This window comes from Planococcus sp. APC 3906, from assembly GCF_030407685.1.
In the GTDB taxonomy this organism is placed as follows: domain Bacteria; phylum Bacillota; class Bacilli; order Bacillales_A; family Planococcaceae; genus Planococcus; species Planococcus koreensis.
The window spans coordinates 130,999-151,943 of record NZ_JASDCW010000004.1 but is presented as its reverse complement, the minus strand read 5'-3'; the positions used below and the strand labels follow the sequence as shown (position 1 = coordinate 151,943).

Here is a 20,945-nt window from a genome sequence, read left to right as displayed (position 1 = left end):
CTAGTAAATAGCTTCACCACTTAAGGAAGTGTCCGTTGTGCTGACGATTACCAAAAAAAGAATCAAGATTCCACCGCCGTTACTGATTTCCGGCAGCTTCCTGTTGCTGATTCTCATTGGCACAATCCTGCTGAAGTTGCCGATTGCCACCACAGAGCCGATTTCTTGGACCGATGCGATTTTTGTTGCAACTTCCGCTACGACTGTGACGGGCTTGAGCGTATTTGATCCCGGAACGGTGCTGACTGCTTTCGGCGAGGCCGTCCTGCTCGTATTGATCCAGTTCGGAGGCATCGGTTTGATGACGTTTGCCGTCGCGATCCTTATCATGTTCCGCAAAAAAATCGGGTTTCAAAACCGGCTCTACCTGCAGGAGGCTTTTTCGCAAAACACCGTTGGCGGCATCATCAAATTGGCGAAATCGATCATCATTTTCGCTTTTATCATCGAGGCGATCGGGATTACAATCCTCACCCTTTACTGGATGCCGGAATTCGGCTTCAGCAAAGCCTTGCATCTAAGTATTTTCCATGTCATTTCCGCTTTTAATAACGCCGGCTTTTCTCTGTTTCCCGATAATTTAATCGGCGTCCAGGATCAGCCATTTGCGCTGTTCCTGCTGTCCAGCCTGTTTATCGTCGGCGGAATCGGTTTTACAGTTGTCCTCGACTTATACCAACATAAATCGTTCCAGCGCTGGTCATTGCATACCAAATTGATGGTGTCGGGTACGCTATTGATCAATTTAGCAGCGACAATCATGGTTCTTGTTCTTGAATACAATAACAAAGCGACAATCGGTGCCATGTCCTTGGGCAATAAAATCTCGGCCGCTTATTTTACGGCTGTCACGCCAAGGACTGCAGGCTTTAACGTGGTCGATTATAGTGTCATGGAAGATCCGACCTTATTGCTGACGATGATCCTGATGTTCATCGGGGGAGGCAGCGCGTCTACTGCGTCGGGCATCAAGCTTACGACGTTCATCGTTGTCATCTTGGCTACGCTGGCTTTCCTCCGCTCACAGAGGGAACCAGAAATTTTCGGCCGCTCGATCCGCATGGAAATAACAATCCGTTCACTCGCCATCTCAACAATCTCGATCTTGACGGTGTGGATTTTCATTTTCCTTTTGACGATTTCAGAATCGCTGCCGTTCCTGCCTTTGGCATTTGAAGTCGTTTCCGCCTTTGGGACGGTGGGCTTATCGATGGGCGTCACCGGGCAATTAAGCGATTTGGGTGAGCTGATTTTAAGTGTCCTGATGTTCATCGGCCGCATCGGCCCGCTGACTTTGTTTTTCCTATTGCTCAAACCGAAAAAAGAGAACTTCCGCTACCCTTACGACCAAGTCTTCACAGGTTGAAAAAATCCTTGCAGCTATCTGCAAGGATTTTTTCTCTTTACTGCTTTATTTGGCTGTTTAGCATTCCGGCACCGGGGCACGTCTGCCTTCGATCAAGTCCGGTCCATCCGTCGACAAGACTTTGATAGTCCGGTAAATTTCATTTAGAAGCTCGTTCAATTCTTTTTCGTCTTTGCAGACGATATTGAACCTGCCGAGCATTTGGCCGTAATTCCCTATAGCTTCGACTTGGTCCCCTTCTTTTTTCAACTGGACAAAAGACAGGACCCCTGGCATTTCCAGTATGCTTTCCAGGCCGACGATTTTCTCAATCTGCCCAGCATTCAAAAGGAGCGCCAAATTGCAGGCAGAAAACTTCGTGTAGCCATTGTCAAAGCGTTCGACCGGATAGGCAGCCAGATCTCCGCCAGTCTGGAAGTCCAGCATCATTTCCAATAGGTTAATGCCCGTTTGCTTTTCTATGATTTGGTAGTGCTGTTCACCGCTCAGACGGAAACCCATTTCATACAGGTAAAACTCTCCGTTTTCATAAAGCGATTGGATAAAAAGCAACCCATTATCGATGCCCATTCCTCGGATCATGTCTCTGACTTTGCCATCCAGTTCACCCACATAATGATTCAAGTGCTCGGAAGGGAAACGTGTCTCGGTCGGCAGCGGAGGAGAACCGTCGGCCACTTTGTGGACGTACCGGTCTGTCATGGCCGTTAAGACGATGTTTCCGTTTTTCACTGTATAATACATTTCAACGCCATGCGAATTATCAATGAACCGCTCAACAATTACGGTCCCGGTTTTTGAGCGCTCCTGCGCTTTTTGATACCCCTGTTTCAACTCCTGGAGCGAATGGCATACCGTAATTCCTTGGCTTGCATAGCTATCAACCGGTTTGACGATAACAGGGAAGCTTTCTGCATTCCCTTCGCCGCGGAGTAAGGCATCGACATCATATTCTTCGATTACGGGCACATTGAATTTTCTGCAATGATTTTTGAACCGTGCTTTGTCCGAACAGATTTCCAGCTGCTCTTTTGTCGCGTAATACGGCAAGCCAAGGCGTTCACATAATGCCTGCGCCTGCCATGTATTAAAGTCATCAAACGCATTGATGACTCCGTCGATTTTTTCTTCCGTTGCCATCTTCGCTAAACGATCGAGGTCGCCGGTGCTGATATCATATGCTTTATCGGCAAAAGCTTTCGCGGGTGCTGCGGGTTCGCGGTCTGCAATTATCGTATAAAACCCCATGTTTTTCGCAGTTTTCACTACATCGATCATGTGGGTATAAGCTCCAAGAATCAATATTTTTTTCATGTGGCACCACCCCGTCTTTTATGTATATCCTTACTTTAAAGAGCTTAAGTGAAATTTAAATGAAAATTCCTTTTTTTGTACTTAAACATAAATAAAGAACCTCTCCAAATTCCAAGTTCTTTTTGGCGTTCAAAAAGTTAAAAACATAGCAATCGCATATAAATTAGCAAAAGAAAAAGCACTGCAGAACGCAGTGCTCAGACTGTAGAAAAAGTCTACTCAAAATGAATAACTGTGTATACCCCAACCGTTCTGGCCACTTCGCTTTCCGTGGGCTCAGCTTCAGCCTCCTCGTCACTGACGTGCCTGCGGGGTCTTCAGCCTTCGCTGTCCCACAGGAGTCTTCGTGGCCAGTCCGGTTGTCAGCATGTAGCTTTAATTAAAGAGAGTAACCAACTACTCCGCTTTTCGTAAGCAATCTCTCAAGGATTCGGAGCGCAATGCGGCGAAAAGCAAATATGTGCTCCTGCATCGCTGCGCTAGCTTCGTCGCAAAGACCATGTCCGAACTTCTTTCGGACACGATCTTTCCTGCGGAAGAACGGAGTGATGAGACCCCGCAGGAAAGGCATTGGCCGCAGCTTGCAAGGCCAAGTCTTTGCGACGAGGAGACTCAGCGCTTCGTCCGCGGAAAGCGTCCGCATGGAGCGCAGAATCCGGTATACCTAAGATGAAATGATTTTATATTCTTTAATTAACATAAAAATTCATTTGTCTAATGCCTGAGCACTGCAGAACGCAGTGCTTCATTCTTCTCAATCGCACCTTTTTGTTTCAACACCATGTTTCAAATAAATCTTGTTAAATATTCGCCAAATATCTTGTTCATAACTTTGGGGGTGTTTTCTAAATAGACATTGATTTGTTCCAGGTTCGATTCGACGGGATCGGCGTTGCTTTCGTCTGTTGGAAAATCGGATATCCCTTTGATGATGATGCATTCGACATCGTTCTTTTTGCAAATATAAGCAATGGAGCCCGCTTCTGTATCGGCGATTGTGATGCCGTTTTCGATAAGCTCTAAATAATCCTTCCACATCACCACGGCTTTATCAGCGGTGCCGATCGTGCCAGTATAAAAATCAGTTCCATATTTCGATAAATCAATATCGACGATGAAGGATTGTTTAATCAACGGCTCGATTTCTTTTACGGTGCAATCGTATTGAACGGCTTTATCAGGTACGAAAATGTCTAAATTGCTGAACTGATCGTCTATTCCTGCGCAAGTTCCGGCAACGATTACTTTAGTCAAATTGAAATTAGAAATCATATACTGATTGCCGCCGACGCCATTCACTTTTCTTGCGCCTGTCCGATAAAAAACAAGTTCGGCACCCTCAATTGTTCTTTTGAAATACTCACCATAAGGATAACCGAAACGTTCATGGTCTTTTATGCCGAAATATTCCAGTGACGCTCCATATTCCCACTCTGTTGCTATACTTATTCCGATCATTGATTTATCACCCATCAATTATAATTTGTCCTTACTGAAGGTCTATACATGGTTTGCATTCTATTTTCATCCTATCCTTCTTTACTCTGTCCATCAATAATTGCTTTTTAATATGTTTGCACTTTTTTCACATTCTTCATTTGTCGAATACGAACAGCTAAATTTTACCCTAATTATTTAGTTGAATTAGCCCTCGCCTTATCCTATATCGAAAAAAACAAGCTAACTCATATCCGAATTAGCTTGCTTTTTCTATTTCGTATTCCAATGGAGAACCCTTTATTCGCCAAGGACGGTCTTTTGCGGAAGTGTTTTCTTATAGTTTCTCCACATCAAGGGTATCGTATGTTTTTTGGTCGGTAATGATGTAAAGCCTCGCATCAGAAGGAATAACCTCATCCAGCCTTCTGACAATGCTGAAGTCCGAGCCTTCAGCAATCAGATTTGCCCCTCTTTCACGCAGTGAGTCAAAAGCGTCGCGATAGGTTTTCCAGGACACCGAAGGCTTTATCTCCCAGATGTTTTCCCCATAAGTATGGTTTAGCAATTCCATGAGCAAGCGGGTCGATCCATGATTTAACAGAGCTTTAGCCATTAGGTGCGGGAATCCTTCATTGGACAACACGAATTCATTGACCCCGGCATGCATGAACATGTCGACATGGTTTTGGTTGACGATTTCCGCGATTGTGTAGATATTGACTTCATTTTCTACTGCGTACCGCTCAATAGAGGACGCAACCAGCAATGTTTTCCCATCCATCAGCACATCGCTGTGATTGCCGGATGCAAAGATGGAAACCGAACGTGTCTTGTCGATTCCCGCTTTGCGAAGAATTTTCTTATCTGTCGGATCCCCTTGAATATAATGGAAACGCTCATTCTTGAAGGGTGCTTCTTTCAAAGAATCAATGAGAACGACATCCGATGTAACGTCACGGCTCAGCAAAATTTCTTCAATCGTCTGCTGCACACTTTTTGACCAGCCGATAATCAAAAAATGGTCTTTTCCCGTATAATCCAGTTTCCCTTCCATCTTAAGCCTCCCGTAATAAGTAAAGAAATCAACAATTTTTCCGAGGATAATCCCGATTAACCCGATGCCGAATAGATACAGAAAGATACCATAAATCATCCCCGGAGTGGTTCGTGGCACATAGTCCCCATAACCGATTGTTGTCACGGTTGTCATAACCCACCAAAACGCGATAAACGGATTCTTGAAATTATCTGGTTCCAATAGATAGACAATAAACGCGCTGACTACATAAAAAATGAAAGAGAACAAGACAAGCTTTGCTGTATTTATTTTTATGATTTTCCGCATGATTTCAAACATCTTTCCACCTCAGACCCGTTTTGCATACTGCCATAAACTAAGTCTAGCTGTTTTCATGCTGAAATTCCATGCTCTTTTGTGCCTGATGCTATTTCTTCATCTTAAAAACTTTATAAGCGATTCCGGCGATTGCTATGGCTAAGATGGAAATCAAAATCGTGCCCATCAAGCTTCCCTCTTTCGATTCTGGCTGCGCTGTTGTATCAGAAACTGCCGCTTTTTCGATTGGCTCAGTTTTTTCCACCGGTATGTCTTCTTCAGCTGGACTTTCTTCGATAGCTGCTTCAGATGAATCGATTTCCATTGCTACTTCAAACCCGACTTCGCCTTTAATCGGATGGCCATCCGCTCCGATGATGGTCCATTGAATCTCATAAGCCCCGTTCGGCAACTCCTTTTCCGACAGCTGGCCTTGGAGTGTATCACCGGAAACCATGATTTCATCCAATGTGAATGTTTGTCCTGCACCTGCTAAAACCATTGTGCTGCCGGCTTCAATTTGCGTTTCGAAAATCAACGTGATTTCTTTCAACGGCGCTGATATCTTTTCACCCTCTGCAGGATTTGAAGAAGACAGCCCGGTATGCGCTTGGGCAGAAAGCGGTCCAGCAAGAATAAGCAATATGAATGCGGCCAAGATTTTTTTCATCGTATATCTCCTCAACTTTCATTTTTATCTACCTAGCTAACGCATGAAACCTGATTTTAGATTACAGGTTTATTGGTAGAGTTTTAGAAAGTAAAGCAGAGATGCGGAGAAAATCGGCTTTGCCTGTTATTAGATTGAGGACAAGATATGATCGGCTTACGTATGTAAAAGACTCCAGAATTCAGAAAACTTTTCTTCATCCATTTTGAAAAACAGCCCTATGTTTCCGTAATAAATATAGCCGCCTGTCACTAACCTCAAGTTGACCTCAGATCCATCTGTTAAATGGATGGCCACTTCTCTAAAGTCATCGTCCTTTATGGTTTGCTGATCCATAGGGTCTTTGTACTTTGCGTCCAAGTATGGCACCGTTTCATCCAGGTTTCGGATAAAGGAGTCAAGAGCCTTCCCGCCGTCCACTGTCTGGAAATTGCCTTGGTCTCGATCCATATCAGTGAATCCTCTGTATTCCGCCGAAACGGCATTGCCTTTCAGTTTTAGCTTGCTGAAAAAATCCTCTCCATTGGCCACTGAAATGCCATTCAAGTTTTCATAAAAATGAGCTGCATAGCCATCATCAGAACTTTCATATGTCATCAGGCGGAATCCGCTATCATAGCCTCTGACCTCATAGACAGCCACACTGCCGATCGACGAAGCAAACTGTTTTGCATACGTTATTTGGCTTCTCTCTTCAGTTATGCTGTCCCTTGTGACACCGAGTTTTTCTCCACGCAGAAGGCTCCCATCTTCCGCTCCAATTTCAGTTTCACCCCGCGTGTACAGTTTTCCGTTGTAAACAATCAATGCCATGACGAGCCCATACGGATCTTCTTCTGGAATTTCAATTGCCGGAATTTCAACAATTGCCTGCTCCTTTACGGATTCCGCCTGTTTTTCCACTGCGGCATTTTCGAAATTCAAAAAGCTTGCAAAGGAAATCCCCCCAATCATCACAAGAATGCCTGCCGCTGCAGAAAGACCTTTTTTCGTTCTCTTCTTTTTGCGTGCTTGGATCTCAGACTGAGCCGCTGCCACACCTAACCGACTCTTTGCATGCAAGTTTTCGGGAATTTTAATCTCGTCCATTTGTTGCCGGATTTTATTGTCCACTTACACCATTCCTTTCTCAAACTCAGTCCGAAGCTTATGCAACGCTCTATAGAGAATCGACTTTGCAGTGCCTAATGGGATTTCCAATAGCTCCGCAATTTCTTTGAATGTGTGATTTTTGTAAAAGCGCAGCATTACCACAGTTTTTTCTTCAGCCGCCAAGTTGTCAATCAAGCCCTTCAATGTCAGGGCCATTGGAAGGTCCTCGCTTTCCAAAAAAACATCCCCTTGGTTTTCCATTGCCGGGGTGCTCCTGTTTTTGTTCTTTTCCAGAAAAGTGATGGCGCAGTTGATGGTAATTTTCAGCAGCCACGTTTTAAAGAATTCAGGATTTTTCAATGCCTTTATATTGCTAAAAGAGCGGTAAGCGACTTCCTGAACGATATCCAAGGCGTCTTCTTCATTTTTCACATAAATATAAGCCATCCGGTAAATGTCTTTTTCGTAAATTTGGAAGAGCGTTAAAAAAGCTGCATCGTCCCCTTTTTGCGCTTTCTTGATTAATTGCAGAATTGGAATCCCCCCTTTTTGCGAACCGTTACTAATTAGACTGAATGAAATGATATTTGGCCTTAAAAATTTTTAAAAAGTTAATAAAGCAGCAAAGAGCAGCAATTGCGATTAGCGCAATTGCTGCTGGTTTTAATGACCCGTGGGTCAAAAACAATTAGTTTACCGGTGCAGTATTATGTCAAATTAAAATTCCACATAAAACGGATGGGTGCTTTCAGCCAGGCAATACTCGATGCGCTGGCGGAAATTCTTCCACACTACCATTTCTAACGCTTCCTTTAATGGAAAATATCCCACTTCCAGGCTTTCAGCGGAAGTGGCAAGTTCTCCGCCAGCATGTTCCGCTAAAAACAAGGTGTTGCATATCGAACCGCTGACATTTTGGAATAAGCCGCAGAACTTGAGCGCTTTAATATCAATGCCGGTTTCCTCTTTCGTTTCCCGGATGGCCGCCGCTTCCAACGATTCCCCTTCTTCGACTTGGCCGCCCGGCATTTCCCAGCCTCTTCTCGGACCTTTGATCAACAATAATTCCCCTTGCTCGTTCAGGACAATTACAGCTGCTGAAACAATATGCTTCGGCGGCATCCATTGCCCTTCGGTTTCCTGCTCTTTTGCGAACATTTTATCCTCTCCCATCAAAATCATTTGAATGCCATCAGCGTATTTCTCTGTTTATGTATGTATATAGACCATATTTTATCAGTTCACCATGTAATAATATACAATAATTTCCTTATCAACCTAAATCATTGAAATAAAAAACCCCGCAAACGATATGGTTCTCGTCATTTGCGGGGCTTTGGCTTGCTATACGGTATCTATTTAAAATTTATTGCCTTTATCGCCGTGGCGCTCCAGCAATTCAGCGAACGACAAATTCTTCTCTCGTTCTTTGCGTTCAAACAATTCCTGCGCGTGCTTTTCTTCTGCACGCTGCTGTTCTTCTTTGACCAGCTCTTTTTTAGCTGCCAGCAATTTTGCCATCGTATCCTGTGGCAACATGCTGTCGGCCTGCTCTTTTTTCTTGCCCATGGCTGTTCCTCCTTATGGACGTTTGACGATCGTCGCAACACCTTGGCCTCCGCCGATGCACAATGTCGCGAGGCCAGTTTTTGCATCGCGCTTCTGCATCTCATGCAGAAGCGAAACGAAAACGCGCGCGCCGCTGGCACCGATCGGATGGCCAAGCGCAATTGCGCCGCCGTTGACGTTCAAAATATCGTGGTTGAATTGCAATTCACGGTCAACCGCAATCGACTGCGCAGCGAATGCTTCGTTCGCTTCGATCAATTCGATGTCGCCGATGCTCATATCCGCTTTTTTCAAGACATTCTTCACAGCTTGTACCGGTCCGATACCCATTACCGCCGGGTCAACGCCTGCATGGCCGTTCGCGACAATCGTTGCCAGCGGCGTCAAGCCCAATTCTTCCGCTTTCGCTTTCGACATGACAATCACGGCAGCAGCCCCGTCATTGATACCGGATGCATTGCCCGCTGTGACGCTGCCGTCTTTCTTGAACGCAGGACGCAATTTGCCGAGTTTCTCAGCCGTCGAATCGCGTTTTACATACTCGTCTTCTTTAAAGACGATCGGATCGCCTTTGCGCTGTGGAATCTCCACAGGCACGATTTCATCTTCAAAACGGCCCGCGTCGATTGCCGCCGCTGCACGCGCTTGTGAACGAGCTGAAAACGCATCTTGCTCTTCTCTCGAAATATCGTAGCGGTCGCACAAGTTTTCAGCGGTGATGCCCATATGGTAATTATTGAACGCACAAGTCAGCCCATCATGGACCATGCTGTCGACAATCGTCTGATCGCCCATGCGATATCCCGTGCGTGCTTTTGGCATCAGATACGGGGCCAAGCTCATGTTTTCCATGCCGCCTGCCACAACAATATCCGCATCCCCTGCGTAAATCGCCTGGTACGCCAAATGGATCGCTTTCAAACCCGAACCACAGACTTTATTGATCGTCATCGCTGGCACCGTTTCCGGCAATCCGGATTGGATCGCTGCTTGGCGAGCTGGGTTTTGCCCGAGGCCTGCCTGCAGCACATTGCCCATGATCACTTCTGATACTTGCTCAGGCTTCAAGCCCGCACGCTTTACAGCCTCTTTGATGACAATCGCGCCCAATTGGGTAGCTGGCACGTCTTTCAACGCCCCCTGGAACGAACCTACCGCTGTACGGACAGCGCTTACAATTACGATTTCTTGTGACAAAATGATTTCCCCCTTGTTGGTCATTTGCAAGTTGCTCTTTTCTCCTACTCCTGGATACAATGGTATTGGGAGGGATACTATGTTCAGTTTACCAAATAAAGCCACGATAATCGAGGTCGGCCCTCGGGACGGCCTGCAAAACGAAGGAAAAATCGTTTCAACCGAATCCAAGCTTGAATTTATCGAAGTCTTGCAAAAAGCTGGCATCCAGGAAATGGAGCTGACTTCGTTCGTATCGCCGAAATGGGTGCCGCAAATGGCGGACGCCAAAGAAATTTTGGCGAACGTGGAGAAAACCGGCCGTCAATTTGTTTTGACGCCGAACGAGAAAGGGATTTCGTTGGCCCTTGAGTCGGGAGCCAAAGCATTGGCCGTTTTCGTGGGTGTATCGGATTCATTCAATAAAAAAAACATCAATAAAACAACGGCCGAAAGCATGGCTGCTTTGGAGCCGCTCATCCTAAAATTGAAAGAAGATGGCATTTTTGTCCGCGCCTGCATCTCTACTGCGTTCTACTGCCCGTTTGAAGGCGCAGTTGATCCGGAGAAAACCGTCGCACTTTGCCGACAATTCGTCGACTGGGGTGTCGATGAATTGAGCGTTGCCGATACAATCGGCATGGCGAATCCGGTGGAAAGCTATGAATTATTCCATCGCTTGAAAACGGAATTTCCGGATGTGCTGATGACTGCACATTTCCATGACACGCGCAAAATGGCACTCGCCAATATTTTCGCGTCGCTGCAAGCAGGCGTCGACCGTTTTGACGCATCAGCCGGCGGACTTGGGGGCTGCCCATTTGCACCAGGTGCGACAGGCAATGCCGCAACCGAAGACATCGTCAATATGCTTCACCGCATGGGCATCGACACCGGCATCAACTTGGATCTTTTATGTAAAGCAGTTGCCAAAATCGAGCCCCATGTTTCAAATCCGGTGGATACCGGCATGTACCGCCTCTACAAAAATAAAAAATAGGGGGTTTTGGCAATGAGAAGACGCATCCTTCAAGTTTCCGCAGTTGTCTCAAGCGCATTTACTTTGGCGACAGCCGCTTTTGGCATCGCCGCAAGCAACAGGTTGATGTATGTAAAGAAAAAAGATGAAGACTTGATACTGGAGCGTGAAACCTCTGCCAAACGCTACGATGAAGTGTGGTACGCCAATGTGCCAAAAGGCGAACAGTGGATTGAGTCCCAAAATGGCTACCAAGTTAAAGCCATCTTCCTGGAACCCCATGCCACAAAACGCTACGCCGTCATTTGCCACGGCGTCACCGAATCGAAAGTCAACTCATTCAAATATGCCCGCATGTTCGAGAAACTCGGCTTTAACTCGGTCGTCTACGACCACCGGCGCCACGGCGATTCCGGCGGCAAAACAACCAGTTTTGGCCATTATGAAAAATTCGACCTGAAAGCGGTCGTTGAAGCATTGAAGCTCCACGTAGGGCCGGGGCTCACCTTCGGCATCCACGGCGAATCGATGGGTGCCGCGACAACGCTGCTTTATGCCGGCATGCAGGACGATGCCGATTTTTACGTATCGGACTGCGCCTATTCCGACATTTCGGAACAAGTGCTGCACGTCATGCGCACCACTACCCGCCTCCGTACGCCGCTGGCATTGAAACTCGCCTCGTTTTTCATGAGGCTGCGCGACGGCTACCTGATCAGTACCGTGACACCGCGGGAAGCGGTTAAAAAAATCATGAACCCGGTTTTATTCATCCACAGCCTGCCGGATGACTTCGTACTCCCGCAGATGACGATGGAAATGCATGATTTGAAGCCGGGCCGGAAAATGCTGAAGCTGTTCGAAGAAGGGGCGCATGCACAATCCTTCAACCTGCATCCGAAAGAGTACGAAGAAACCGTCGCCCAGTTTTTGCGGGAGCACGCATTGCTTGAACCGGCTATAGAAGAAAAAGTATAACGAAAAACGCCAACCCTTAAAGGGCTGGCGTTTTTTGATGTATTTACCTAATGTCATGAAAAAAGCACTCAGGGAGCGCTTCTTATTTTTTAGTTGGTGGTTTAGTTGATGCTTTATTCATTTGTTGCATCATTTGATTGATTTTTTTCTGAGACGGTTTTTGTCCCATTTGCATCATCATGATACGCAGCATATCTTCGTTAATCGGTGGATTGTCTTTCAAATATTTCATCATGTATTGACGTGCGATGAAAAAGCCAAGCGCAACACCCGCGATTAAAGCGACGATAACGATTACGATCCAAATCCATGTAGCCATTCTTGTTACCCCCTTCGTGTTGCATAAATAAGTAGTGCACCACAATGGATTATACTATATATTTCCGGATGTGACTATAGACACGAAATAATATTAGGCAGAAACAGATTCTAATAAATGTTTGAATTTTATTCGAGAAGTGTAATATATAATTTATCTAGCTTTAATCCGATATTCCGCAAAACAGCTACGCTTGCCGCGGGCGAGCGCCAAGCCTCCTCAGTCGCTTCGCTCCCTGCGGGGTCTCGGCTGTCTCGCTTTCCCGCAGGCAAGACATTGGCCGAAGCTAGCGAGGCCATGTCTTTGCGACGAAGTGCGCAGCACTGCAGGAGCAGTACGGTTTTCTCCGCTGTTTTGCTTCATATCTGGAGAACACGAAAGAAACTGCAGAAAGTAAATCTTTTGTTTTCTTCAGTAAAAGAAATAACTTGTTATAAAAAAATATCTTTGAATGAAGCGGAAGGCGGAGACTGAAGCCAGGACCGCGGAACGCGTCCGCCTGTCTCTGCATCGCTTCGCTAGCTTCGAGACATGAAAGTGCGTTGAAGCGCAATGAAAAGCTATAAATACTTTAAATTAAAAAAGACGGAAACAAGTTCTGTTTCCGTCTTTTGCTATTCACATTTATTAGCCTAATAGAGCTTTGACTTTTGCTACTACGTTTTCAGGAGTGAAGCCGAATTCTTTCATGATGCGGTCGCCAGGTGCGCTTGCACCGAAACGGTCGATTGATAGAATGTCGCCTTCGTCGCCTGTGTAGCGTTCCCAGCCGAATGAAGTTCCCATTTCGATAGCCAGGCGCTTTTTGACAGTTGTCGGGATGACAGACTGTTTGTATGCTTTTTCCTGTTTCTCGAAACGGTCCCATGATGGCATGGAAACAACGGATACAGAAATGCCTTCTTCAGCCAACTGCTTTTGGGCAGAAACTGCGAGGCTGACTTCAGAACCGGTTGCAAGCAGGAGCGCTTGTGGGTTTTCAGCAGGCGATACAACGTAAGCCCCTTTTTCCACACCGCTGTCAGCCAATTCGCCGCTGTGTTCAAGGACCGGCAAGTCTTGGCGTGAAAGCACCAATAGCGTCGGGTGGCCTTTCGCAGTGACAGCAAGCTTCCATGCTGCTTTGGTTTCGTTGGCATCAGCCGGGCGCACAACGCTCAAGTTTGGCATAGCGCGTAGTGAAGCCAAATGTTCGACTGGCTCGTGAGTCGGGCCATCTTCGCCTACTGCGACACTGTCGTGTGTAAAGACGTATGTGACCGGTAATCCCATTAATGCCGCAAGGCGGATTGCTGGGCGCACATAATCGCTGAACACGAAGAACGTTCCCCCGAAGACGTTAAGTCCGCCGTGGAGAGCCATACCGTTAAGGGCAGTTCCCATTGCGAATTCTCGGACACCGAACCAGATGTTGCGTCCAGTTGGATTTTCCGCATCAAAGTCGCCGCCGCCTTTGATGGTCGTTTTGTTCGAACCAGCCAAATCGGCACTTCCTCCGAAGAACGATGGCACGGCTTTTGCAATGGCATTGACCATGTCGCCTGAAGAAGCACGAGTCGCTTGTTTTTTACCAGCTTCGTAGACAGGGAAATCTGCATCGAAGTTCTCTGGCAATTCGCCTTTGATCGCTTTTTGCAGCTGCTGAGCCAATTCCGGATGTGCCGCTTCGTATTTAGCGAACAATTCGTTCCAAGCTTTTTCAGCGTTGCCGCCAAGCTCTTCAGTCGCTTTATTGAATGTTTCATAAACTTCTTCTGGAACATAAAAATCTTCGTCAAAAGTCCACTTGTAATATTCTTTAACAAGTTTCATTTCAGCTTCACCCAGTGGTGCTCCGTGAGCATCCGCTTTACCGGATTTGTTTGGCGCGCCGTAGCCGATGACTGTTTTTACTTCGATCAATGTCGGTTTGTCCGTTGATTGTTTCGCTTGCGCAATTTTTTCAGACAAATCGTCCAGCTTGTTGCCGTCGTCTACGCGCAGGTAGTTCCAGCCATATGATTCAAAGCGCTTTTGGATGTTTTCAGAGAAACTCATGCCAAGATCGCCGTCAAGGGAAATATCATTGCTATCGTATAAAACGACCAATTTGTTCAACTTCAAATGCCCAGCAAGTGAAATCGCTTCGCCTGCGACACCTTCCATCAAATCTCCGTCTCCGCAAAGAGAGAAGGTATGGTGATCGATGACATCCATATTGTCTTTATTATATGTAGCTGACAAATGGCGCTCTGCCATAGCCATGCCCACTGCCATGCCGATTCCTTGGCCAAGTGGTCCAGTTGTCGCTTCTACGCCAACTGTGTGGTGATATTCCGGATGTCCCGGTGTTTTCGAATCCCATTGGCGGAAGTTTTTGATCTCGTCCAATTCAAGCCCGTAGCCGCTCAAATGCAGCAAGCTGTATAAAAGCATTGAACCATGCCCCGCTGACAGTACGAAACGGTCACGGTTGAACCAGTTCGGATTTTTCGGGTTGTGGTTCATGTGTTTAGTCCATAATGTATAAGCCATAGGAGCTGCTCCCATTGGCAATCCCGGATGCCCTGAGTTCGCTTTCTCAATCGCATCGATGGAAAGTGTACGTATAGTAGTTACCGCAAGTTGATCTGCATGGTTTGACATAAAAACATCCTCTCATTAACAATTTTAATCCTATTCTAGTGTAGTCAACAATAGGCAAGAATACAACTAGAAATGCGCAATAGCCGAGCGCTGAAGTCTAGGCACAACAAAAAAAGAATAAGTATTAATTTAAATACTTATTCTCCCGAATATTTTTGACTTTCTCCGGCGTAACATCGTTGCCTTCCGGATCAATCACTTTTACGTTTTCAATTGTGCCGCGCATCGTTTGGCGGAAAGTCGACAAGTATTCCTGGCGCAATGCAGATTGTTCTTTTGCCTCTTCAATGGACAAGCCCGCGGTCTTGGATTTTCGTGATAATTCGTTAATGCGTTTTATTTTATCTGGTGATAACAATAGAATCCCGCCTTTCTTCTACCATATCGTACAAAAGAAGCGGGATTTCTGCAATATATTAGCCTTCTTTCATCTCAAGGAATTCCCTGTAGCGTCTGTGGACGGTTGCTTTGCTTGCCTGATAGCCGAAGCCTTGCAGCGTTACCGCAATTTCATGGAACGTCAGCCCATTCTGTTTCAGGCTGACAATCTGGTCGATCGGCAGGTCTAAGCGCTCGCGGCCATCAGGGTTGCCCCGGCCTTTAAGATTGCGTTCAGGCTTGTAGCCATTTTCAACAGCGCGTTTCATGCCGCGTTTGATCTTGGCATTATGTATTTTGCGCTGGTACTCTTCAACAACCGCTAAAATCTCCAATACCATGTCATCCATATCGTTCAATGCGATGGGTCCTTGATCGGTCAATGTAAAAACCTCCACGCCATATTTTTTCATGACATGAAGCAGCGCGATTCGTGCATGGCCACGGCCAAGGCGGGTTTCATCCTGGATGAATACCGCTGAAACTTTATCGGTTTTAATGACGTTGAGCATCTCCAGAAGCCCTTCCCGGTCCATTTCGTAGCCGCTGTGCTGATCTGTAAAGATGTCTGAAACCATGTATCCTTGTGCAAATGCGAATTTCAATAATTCTTCTTCCTGCCGTGCAAGTGAACTTTCCTGTGTGTCTTTCGTGGTGCTGACGCGGCAATAAATTAATGCAGATTTCTTCATTCTGCATCACCCGCCAGTTTGGTGGTTTCGTCTGGGGCGAATTTCAGTTGTTCGCTGGGGATTTTGATCGATTGTCCGGCTATGATCTTCGGAGTGCTTAAGCCGTTCTCCTTCATGATTTCTTCAATCCACTCCTGATGGGGAGTATTGCCGCTGAAAGATTCCGCAAGTGTCCATAAAGTATCGCCTTGTTCAACTTGCACCAGGCTCATTTGGCCTTCCTGCGCATTATGGGTGAACACCGAATAAAATGAAAAAGATAGGATCAGAAGAAATAGTACTGTCAGGTAAGAATTTTTTTGGATGAATGTCATAAGAACCGCCTCCTAAGAATGTGTGTTCGGAATGTATGTTCTTACTTTAATGCGAACAAGTGTTTTTGTCAACAAATAAATTCGAACCTATGTTTGCATTTCATATCCCAAGTTGGTATACTATTGGTAGAAAACATGCTGAACTACTAAAAAGAGGTGAAACTGTTGAAAAAAGTATCGAAGCGCCAAGAAGATATTTTGACATTCATAAAAGATGAAGTCCGGGCTAAGGGCTATCCGCCATCCGTACGTGAAATCGGAGAAGCAGTTGGCTTGGCATCAAGCTCGACTGTCCATGGCCATCTTGCCCGCCTTGAAAGCAAAGGCTTGATCCGCCGCGACCCGACAAAACCGAGAGCAATCGAAATTATCAGCACAGACGATTCACTGATCGAGAAAAGCCCTGTCCTTCATGTACCGCTCGTCGGTAAAGTAACTGCTGGCGTTCCGATCACTGCGATTGAAAATGTGGAAGAATATTTCCCGCTCCCACAAACCTACGGAACAGAAGACGACCATATTTTCATGCTTGAAATCATGGGAGAAAGTATGATTGAAGCTGGCATCCTGAATGGTGACTATGTCGTAGTTAAACAACAGCAAACCGCTAACAACGGCGACATCGTTGTGGCGATGACCGCTGATGACGAAGCGACAGTCAAACGATTTTTCAAAGAAGACAATTATTTCCGCCTGCAGCCTGAAAACTCATCGATGGATCCAATCATCGTAGACCAGGTCTCCATCCTTGGAAAAGTGGTCGGCGTATACCGCCAATTACATTAATCACATACACAAGCATAAAAGCGCCGAGAGAAATTTCTCTCAGCGCTTTTTTAATTGCCATTATTTTTTTTGGCCAGCCAAAATCAGCATCAGCGGAATGCGTTCCCGCCGTTCAAACTCAGCATCGGAATCAAAATTGGCCCGCACAGGATGGCCCTCTTTGAGTGCCGTTACAGTAAGCGCTGCATTCGCAAGCGCTGTGAAATAGGTTTCAATTGTCCGGTGATGCTTGACGACCGTCTTTCCTATCCAAGGTTCTTGGCGTTTGCCTTCCTTGAAATAATCATCCACCAGCCAATCGCCTCTAAGCTCCCCTTGGTCTTTGCTGGTAAATGCTGCTGTGGTAACCGGGTGCTGTACAGTGAAAACGAATTTCCCGCCCGGCAGCAGCGAGCGGTGGACTTCTTCAAACAAGCGCTCGATATCTGACAGGTAATGGATGACAAAACGGGAGACGATCAAATCGTATTGCGCACCGTTTGCTTTAAACAGCTCAAGGTCTGCTGTTTCGATTTCCCCTCCCAGAGACGCTGTGGCTTTGGTAGCCAATTGCGCCATCTCTGTAGAGCCTTCAATCCCTGTATACGATGCCGCCCCTGCCGCAAGCAGCTTTTGGCCGAATGAGCCGTCTCCGCAGCCCAGATCCAAAATTTCTTTGCCTTTGACGTCGCCAGCCAGCTTCCAAATTATCGGTTCTTCAATCGCGTTGTTTGGACTTTCTTTGCGGTTGCGCCGCTTTAAATAACGATTCAAAAAATCTTTTTCATCGTAAACACTTGAACCTCTGTATTCCATCCATAGCCAGCTCCCTGCCATTAATTTTCTGCATAAAAAAAGCATCCGATAAAACGCGATGCTTCAGGCCTTATAATTCATAGACCATGATGTATTTTACTTGAGTGATGGTGATACGGTATAGGCGATCGTTGTCCTGGTCAGTAATTTCAAACGTGCCATGGGTAGGAATATTCCGCAATGCTGATTCCTTATCTTCTGCATATGATGTCAGGACAATAGTATTGCCTTGGTCAAAATAAAATTCCACTTGAAAAGTTTTCATGCATAGGGCCTCCTTAAAATCAGATTATTTTCGCTTCTGTCTATCATACACCATGAAAGGGGTGTGTTGTGCATTCTTTTTTTGAATTCAATCGCATAAAAAAATAGGGAAAACCCCGGATACGGACTCTTGGGGAGCCGAATCCGGGGTACCGGTTTTCCGAAGATCGTATTCAATTTTTGCTTTCTTGCTTTTGCTGTTCCGAAATCCACCAATCGATATGCCTCAAGTCAAAAAAGATTGTATTGGCGTAGGACTGGCTATGTGGAATCTGCCTTTTTGCAATGCCTTCATTAATCTGCTCTTCAGTCATCGGGCACCCTGCTGATTCTAAATACTTCAGCAGATCTTTTACCCCTTGAATTTTTGTCAAATTAATCACCCCCCACAAAATCTTCTTAAGCACTAAGAAAATTCAGTACGGGTTATTAATCCTATTTATGAATTCTATTAAATAATACCCCGGTGCCCATTGCGCTAAACGCTTCATAATAATAATTCCGGAAAAAATTTTAAAAATAAAAATACATTTTATGTATTTTAATTAGTTAATTAGCTTTACAAATGCTAAAAAATTAGTAAAATCAAATTATAAGGGGAGTGAGAGAAAAGATGGATAATCTTTTAGCAAAACAGAATTTAAATGCACAGCAATTGACGTTATTGAATGGTGAATATGAGGACAAGAAAAAGAGCACGGCGGCAGCCTATCTTCTCTGGTTCTTCTTGGCGCCGATCGGTGCACACAGATATTATTTGGGAGACATCGGTGTAGGAATTGCGATGACATTAACATTAGGCGGTTTTGGAATATGGGCATTGATTGATGTTTTCTTTATCGGCGGGCGTTTGCGCGCAAGAAACACAGAAATTGAAGCAGATCTAATCCAAAAAGTTTTGGCTACATCACCTGCAGAAAGAATTGCATAATTATTAAAAAACCGCCAGCGCAATTTGCGCTGGCGGTTTCATTTTGCTTAATACATTTTCAGGTATTGCTCGCGCTCCCATGGGTGAACCGCAATGCGGAACATATCCCACTCGATTTCTTTCGCTTCTACAAAGTTGTTTGTGATGTGTGATCCAAGTGCTTTTGTCATCACTTCGTTGCTTTGGAACTCTTGCAGAGCTGCGTACAATGTTGGCGGAAGATCTTGGATGCCGACAGCTTCGCGCTCTTTTCTGTTCATTGCGTAGATATTGCGGTCTACAGCTTTAGGCGGCGTCATTTTCTTCTTGATGCCGTCAAGGCCAGCAGCCAATAATACAGCCATTGCCAAGTAAGGATTTGCAGCAGGGTCAACAGAACGTACTTCTACGCGTGTCGACAATCCGCGTGATGCCGGGATGCGGATCAACGGGCTGCGGTTTTGTCCAGACCATGCAACGTAGCAAGGTGCTTCGTAGCCAGGTACAAGGCGTTTGTAAGAGTTGACTGTCGGGTTCGTAATAGCTGTGAACCCTTCAGCGTGCTCAAGAATTCCTGCAAGGAATTGGTAAGCTGTTTCGCTCAACTTCAATTCGCCGTCTTCATCCAAGAAAGCATTTTCGTTGCCTTTGAATAGGGAAACGTTCATGTGCATCCCTGATCCGTTGACGCCGAACAATGGCTTCGGCATGAATGTTGCGTGCAGGCCGTGTTTGCGTGCAATGGTTTTAACCACTAATTTAAATGTTTGGATATCGTCGCATGCTTTGACAGCATCCGCGTATTTAAAGTCGATTTCGTGTTGGCCAGGTGCTACTTCGTGGTGGGATGCTTCGATTTCAAAGCCCATTTCCTCCAGCTCAAGCACGATGTCGCGGCGGCAGTTTTCGCCAAGGTCCATCGGCGCCAAGTCAAAATAACCGCCATTGTCGTTCAATTCCAAAGATGGTTCGCCGCGCTCGTCTAATTTGAACAAGAAGAATTCCGGCTCAGGCCCAAGATTGAAATGTGTAAAGCCAAGCTCTTCCATTTCTTTCAGTACACGCTTCAAGTTATTGCGTGGATCTCCATCAAACGGTGTTCCGTCTGCACGGTAGATATCGCAGATTAAACGTGCAACTTTACCTTTGCCTGTGATCCAAGGGAAAACGACCCATGTGTCAAGATCAGGGAATAGGTACATATCTGATTCTTCGATTCGTACAAATCCATCAATAGAAGAACCGTCGAACATCATTTTGTTGTCTAAAGCCTTATCCAATTGGGATGTAGGGATTTCAACGTTCTTAATGATACCCAAGATGTCTGTGAATTGCAGACGGATAAAGTTCACTTCTTGTTCTTGCACCAAACGTTTAATGTCATCTTTAGTATACTTGCTCATGTTCGCTTCACTCTCCTATGATTGTTTATGTAACCCGGTTCATTTGAAGAAACGGGATAAATCCCCTTGCCTGATGCCGCCTCTGTCGAATGATTTTGAGTTCAGCATTTCATCCCTCAATATCTTCCGCAGCTCGGCGTCCGTGATTGTCTGTGGCGCTGTCTTCTCAATAGTAGGTTGTGACCGCAGGGCATAAATCTTTTTGATGCCCGCGATATTAATGCCTTGGTCCAGAAAATCCTTGATTTCCAGAAGAGTGTCCACGTCGTTTAATGAAAACATCCGCTTGTTCCCTTCCGATCGCGCTGGGCTGATCAACTCGTGCTCTTCGTAGTAACGGATTTGGCGCGCTGTCAATTCCGTCAGCTGCATTACTATACTGATAGGAAGAAGCGGCATCGTCCTGCGAACCCGGTGTGTCATGTTTTTCACCCATTTCACTAATTACTGCTCCTTTAGTGTAAAGGATGTCAGATAACTTGTCAAACGAATGTTAGGTTTTCTAACATAAAAAATTTCCGCACGGTTATGTGCGGAAA

At 45.7% G+C, this 20,945-nt stretch carries 24 protein-coding genes; 5 read left to right on the top strand and 19 right to left on the bottom strand.

Annotation, left to right across the window (positions count from 1 at the left end; translation table 11 throughout):
- Positions 1-37: 37 nt before the first annotated feature.
- On the top strand, positions 38-1,366 hold the full coding sequence (locus tag QMA09_RS04250) for a TrkH family potassium uptake protein (RefSeq protein WP_290212123.1): 1,329 nt from the start codon (positions 38-40) through the stop codon (positions 1,364-1,366).
- Between the two features lie 57 nt (positions 1,367-1,423).
- On the opposite strand, the gene QMA09_RS04245 is transcribed toward QMA09_RS04250, so the two are convergent.
- The 9 genes from QMA09_RS04245 to QMA09_RS04205 all read right to left on the bottom strand — a co-directional run bounded on the left by QMA09_RS04245 (position 1,424) and on the right by QMA09_RS04205 (position 10,008).
- Positions 1,424-2,680, bottom strand: coding sequence for an ATP-binding protein (locus tag QMA09_RS04245; RefSeq protein ID WP_290212122.1), 1,257 nt, complete (start codon positions 2,678-2,680; stop codon positions 1,424-1,426).
- Between the two features lie 786 nt (positions 2,681-3,466).
- Entirely contained in the window at positions 3,467-4,138 is a 672-nt protein-coding gene (locus QMA09_RS04240) for a 5'-methylthioadenosine/S-adenosylhomocysteine nucleosidase family protein (protein WP_290212121.1), read from the bottom strand.
- A gap of 316 nt (positions 4,139-4,454) precedes the next feature.
- Entirely contained in the window at positions 4,455-5,477 is a 1,023-nt protein-coding gene (locus QMA09_RS04235; RefSeq protein ID WP_290212120.1) for an ion channel, read from the bottom strand.
- An 88-nt stretch (positions 5,478-5,565) separates the two neighbouring features.
- Positions 5,566-6,126, bottom strand: coding sequence for a copper resistance CopC family protein (locus tag QMA09_RS04230; protein WP_290212119.1), 561 nt, complete (start codon positions 6,124-6,126; stop codon positions 5,566-5,568).
- Between the two features lie 156 nt (positions 6,127-6,282).
- Positions 6,283-7,239, bottom strand: coding sequence for a hypothetical protein (locus QMA09_RS04225; protein WP_290212118.1), 957 nt, complete (start codon positions 7,237-7,239; stop codon positions 6,283-6,285).
- A complete protein-coding gene (locus QMA09_RS04220; protein WP_483313541.1) occupies positions 7,240-7,665 on the bottom strand; it encodes a sigma-70 family RNA polymerase sigma factor in 426 nt (141 codons plus the stop codon).
- Positions 7,666-7,935: 270 nt separating this feature from the next.
- The gene (locus tag QMA09_RS04215; RefSeq protein ID WP_290212117.1) at positions 7,936-8,376 is read right to left on the bottom strand and encodes an NUDIX hydrolase; all 441 of its coding nucleotides are present in this window, start codon (positions 8,374-8,376) and stop codon (positions 7,936-7,938) included.
- 201 nt (positions 8,377-8,577) lie between these two features.
- A complete protein-coding gene (locus tag QMA09_RS04210) occupies positions 8,578-8,787 on the bottom strand; it encodes a YqkE family protein (protein ID WP_135503637.1) in 210 nt (69 codons plus the stop codon).
- 12 nt (positions 8,788-8,799) lie between these two features.
- Entirely contained in the window at positions 8,800-10,008 is a 1,209-nt protein-coding gene (locus QMA09_RS04205) for an acetyl-CoA C-acetyltransferase (RefSeq protein ID WP_483313540.1), read from the bottom strand.
- Positions 10,009-10,063: 55 nt separating this feature from the next.
- On the opposite strand from QMA09_RS04205, the gene QMA09_RS04200 reads away from it, so the two are divergent.
- Together QMA09_RS04200 and QMA09_RS04195 are read left to right on the top strand one after the other, a co-directional pair.
- Positions 10,064-10,963 carry a hydroxymethylglutaryl-CoA lyase gene (locus QMA09_RS04200; protein ID WP_290212116.1) on the top strand — a complete coding sequence of 300 codons (900 nt, stop codon included), beginning with the start codon at positions 10,064-10,066 and terminating at the stop codon, positions 10,961-10,963.
- A 12-nt stretch (positions 10,964-10,975) separates the two neighbouring features.
- Positions 10,976-11,920 carry an alpha/beta hydrolase gene (locus tag QMA09_RS04195; RefSeq protein WP_290212115.1) on the top strand — a complete coding sequence of 315 codons (945 nt, stop codon included), beginning with the start codon at positions 10,976-10,978 and terminating at the stop codon, positions 11,918-11,920.
- Positions 11,921-12,002: 82 nt separating this feature from the next.
- On the opposite strand, the gene QMA09_RS04190 is transcribed toward QMA09_RS04195, so the two are convergent.
- The 5 genes from QMA09_RS04190 to yneA form a co-directional block, all read right to left on the bottom strand.
- Positions 12,003-12,239: a YneF family protein gene (locus QMA09_RS04190; protein WP_290212114.1), complete on the bottom strand. Its 237-nt coding sequence runs from the start codon at positions 12,237-12,239 to the stop codon at positions 12,003-12,005.
- A gap of 627 nt (positions 12,240-12,866) precedes the next feature.
- Positions 12,867-14,864, bottom strand: a complete 1,998-nt coding sequence (gene tkt / locus QMA09_RS04185; protein ID WP_290212113.1) for a transketolase — start codon at positions 14,862-14,864, stop codon at positions 12,867-12,869.
- A gap of 124 nt (positions 14,865-14,988) precedes the next feature.
- The gene (locus QMA09_RS04180; protein WP_135505315.1) at positions 14,989-15,222 is read right to left on the bottom strand and encodes a DUF896 domain-containing protein; all 234 of its coding nucleotides are present in this window, start codon (positions 15,220-15,222) and stop codon (positions 14,989-14,991) included.
- A 58-nt stretch (positions 15,223-15,280) separates the two neighbouring features.
- A complete protein-coding gene (locus tag QMA09_RS04175; protein ID WP_135505313.1) occupies positions 15,281-15,934 on the bottom strand; it encodes a YneB family resolvase-like protein in 654 nt (217 codons plus the stop codon).
- Complete coding sequence (gene yneA, locus QMA09_RS04170; RefSeq protein WP_135505311.1) at positions 15,931-16,248, bottom strand: cell division suppressor protein YneA; 318 nt, start codon at positions 16,246-16,248, stop codon at positions 15,931-15,933. Before yneA ends, QMA09_RS04175 begins: the two co-directional genes overlap by 4 nt.
- Positions 16,249-16,413: 165 nt before the next feature.
- On the opposite strand from yneA, the gene lexA reads away from it, so the two are divergent.
- The gene (gene lexA, locus QMA09_RS04165; protein WP_290212112.1) at positions 16,414-17,034 is read left to right on the top strand and encodes a transcriptional repressor LexA; all 621 of its coding nucleotides are present in this window, start codon (positions 16,414-16,416) and stop codon (positions 17,032-17,034) included.
- Between the two features lie 60 nt (positions 17,035-17,094).
- Here lexA and QMA09_RS04160 read toward each other — a convergent pair whose 3' ends face one another.
- The 3 genes from QMA09_RS04160 to QMA09_RS04150 form a co-directional block, all read right to left on the bottom strand.
- On the bottom strand, positions 17,095-17,829 hold the full coding sequence (locus QMA09_RS04160) for a class I SAM-dependent methyltransferase (RefSeq protein ID WP_290212111.1): 735 nt from the start codon (positions 17,827-17,829) through the stop codon (positions 17,095-17,097).
- Between the two features lie 70 nt (positions 17,830-17,899).
- Positions 17,900-18,094: a hypothetical protein gene (locus tag QMA09_RS04155; RefSeq protein ID WP_135505305.1), complete on the bottom strand. Its 195-nt coding sequence runs from the start codon at positions 18,092-18,094 to the stop codon at positions 17,900-17,902.
- 172 nt (positions 18,095-18,266) lie between these two features.
- Positions 18,267-18,467 (bottom strand): hypothetical protein, encoded by a 201-nt coding sequence (locus tag QMA09_RS04150; RefSeq protein ID WP_135505303.1) that lies wholly within the window; start codon positions 18,465-18,467, stop codon positions 18,267-18,269.
- A gap of 239 nt (positions 18,468-18,706) precedes the next feature.
- Between QMA09_RS04150 and QMA09_RS04145 the strand changes: the two genes are divergently transcribed.
- Positions 18,707-19,024 carry a TM2 domain-containing protein gene (locus QMA09_RS04145; protein ID WP_290212110.1) on the top strand — a complete coding sequence of 106 codons (318 nt, stop codon included), beginning with the start codon at positions 18,707-18,709 and terminating at the stop codon, positions 19,022-19,024.
- Positions 19,025-19,071: 47 nt separating this feature from the next.
- Here QMA09_RS04145 and glnA read toward each other — a convergent pair whose 3' ends face one another.
- Together glnA and QMA09_RS04135 are read right to left on the bottom strand one after the other, a co-directional pair.
- A complete protein-coding gene (glnA, locus tag QMA09_RS04140) occupies positions 19,072-20,406 on the bottom strand; it encodes a type I glutamate--ammonia ligase (RefSeq protein ID WP_290212109.1) in 1,335 nt (444 codons plus the stop codon).
- A gap of 39 nt (positions 20,407-20,445) precedes the next feature.
- The gene (locus QMA09_RS04135; protein ID WP_290212148.1) at positions 20,446-20,829 is read right to left on the bottom strand and encodes a MerR family transcriptional regulator; all 384 of its coding nucleotides are present in this window, start codon (positions 20,827-20,829) and stop codon (positions 20,446-20,448) included.
- Positions 20,830-20,945: the final 116 nt, after the last annotated feature.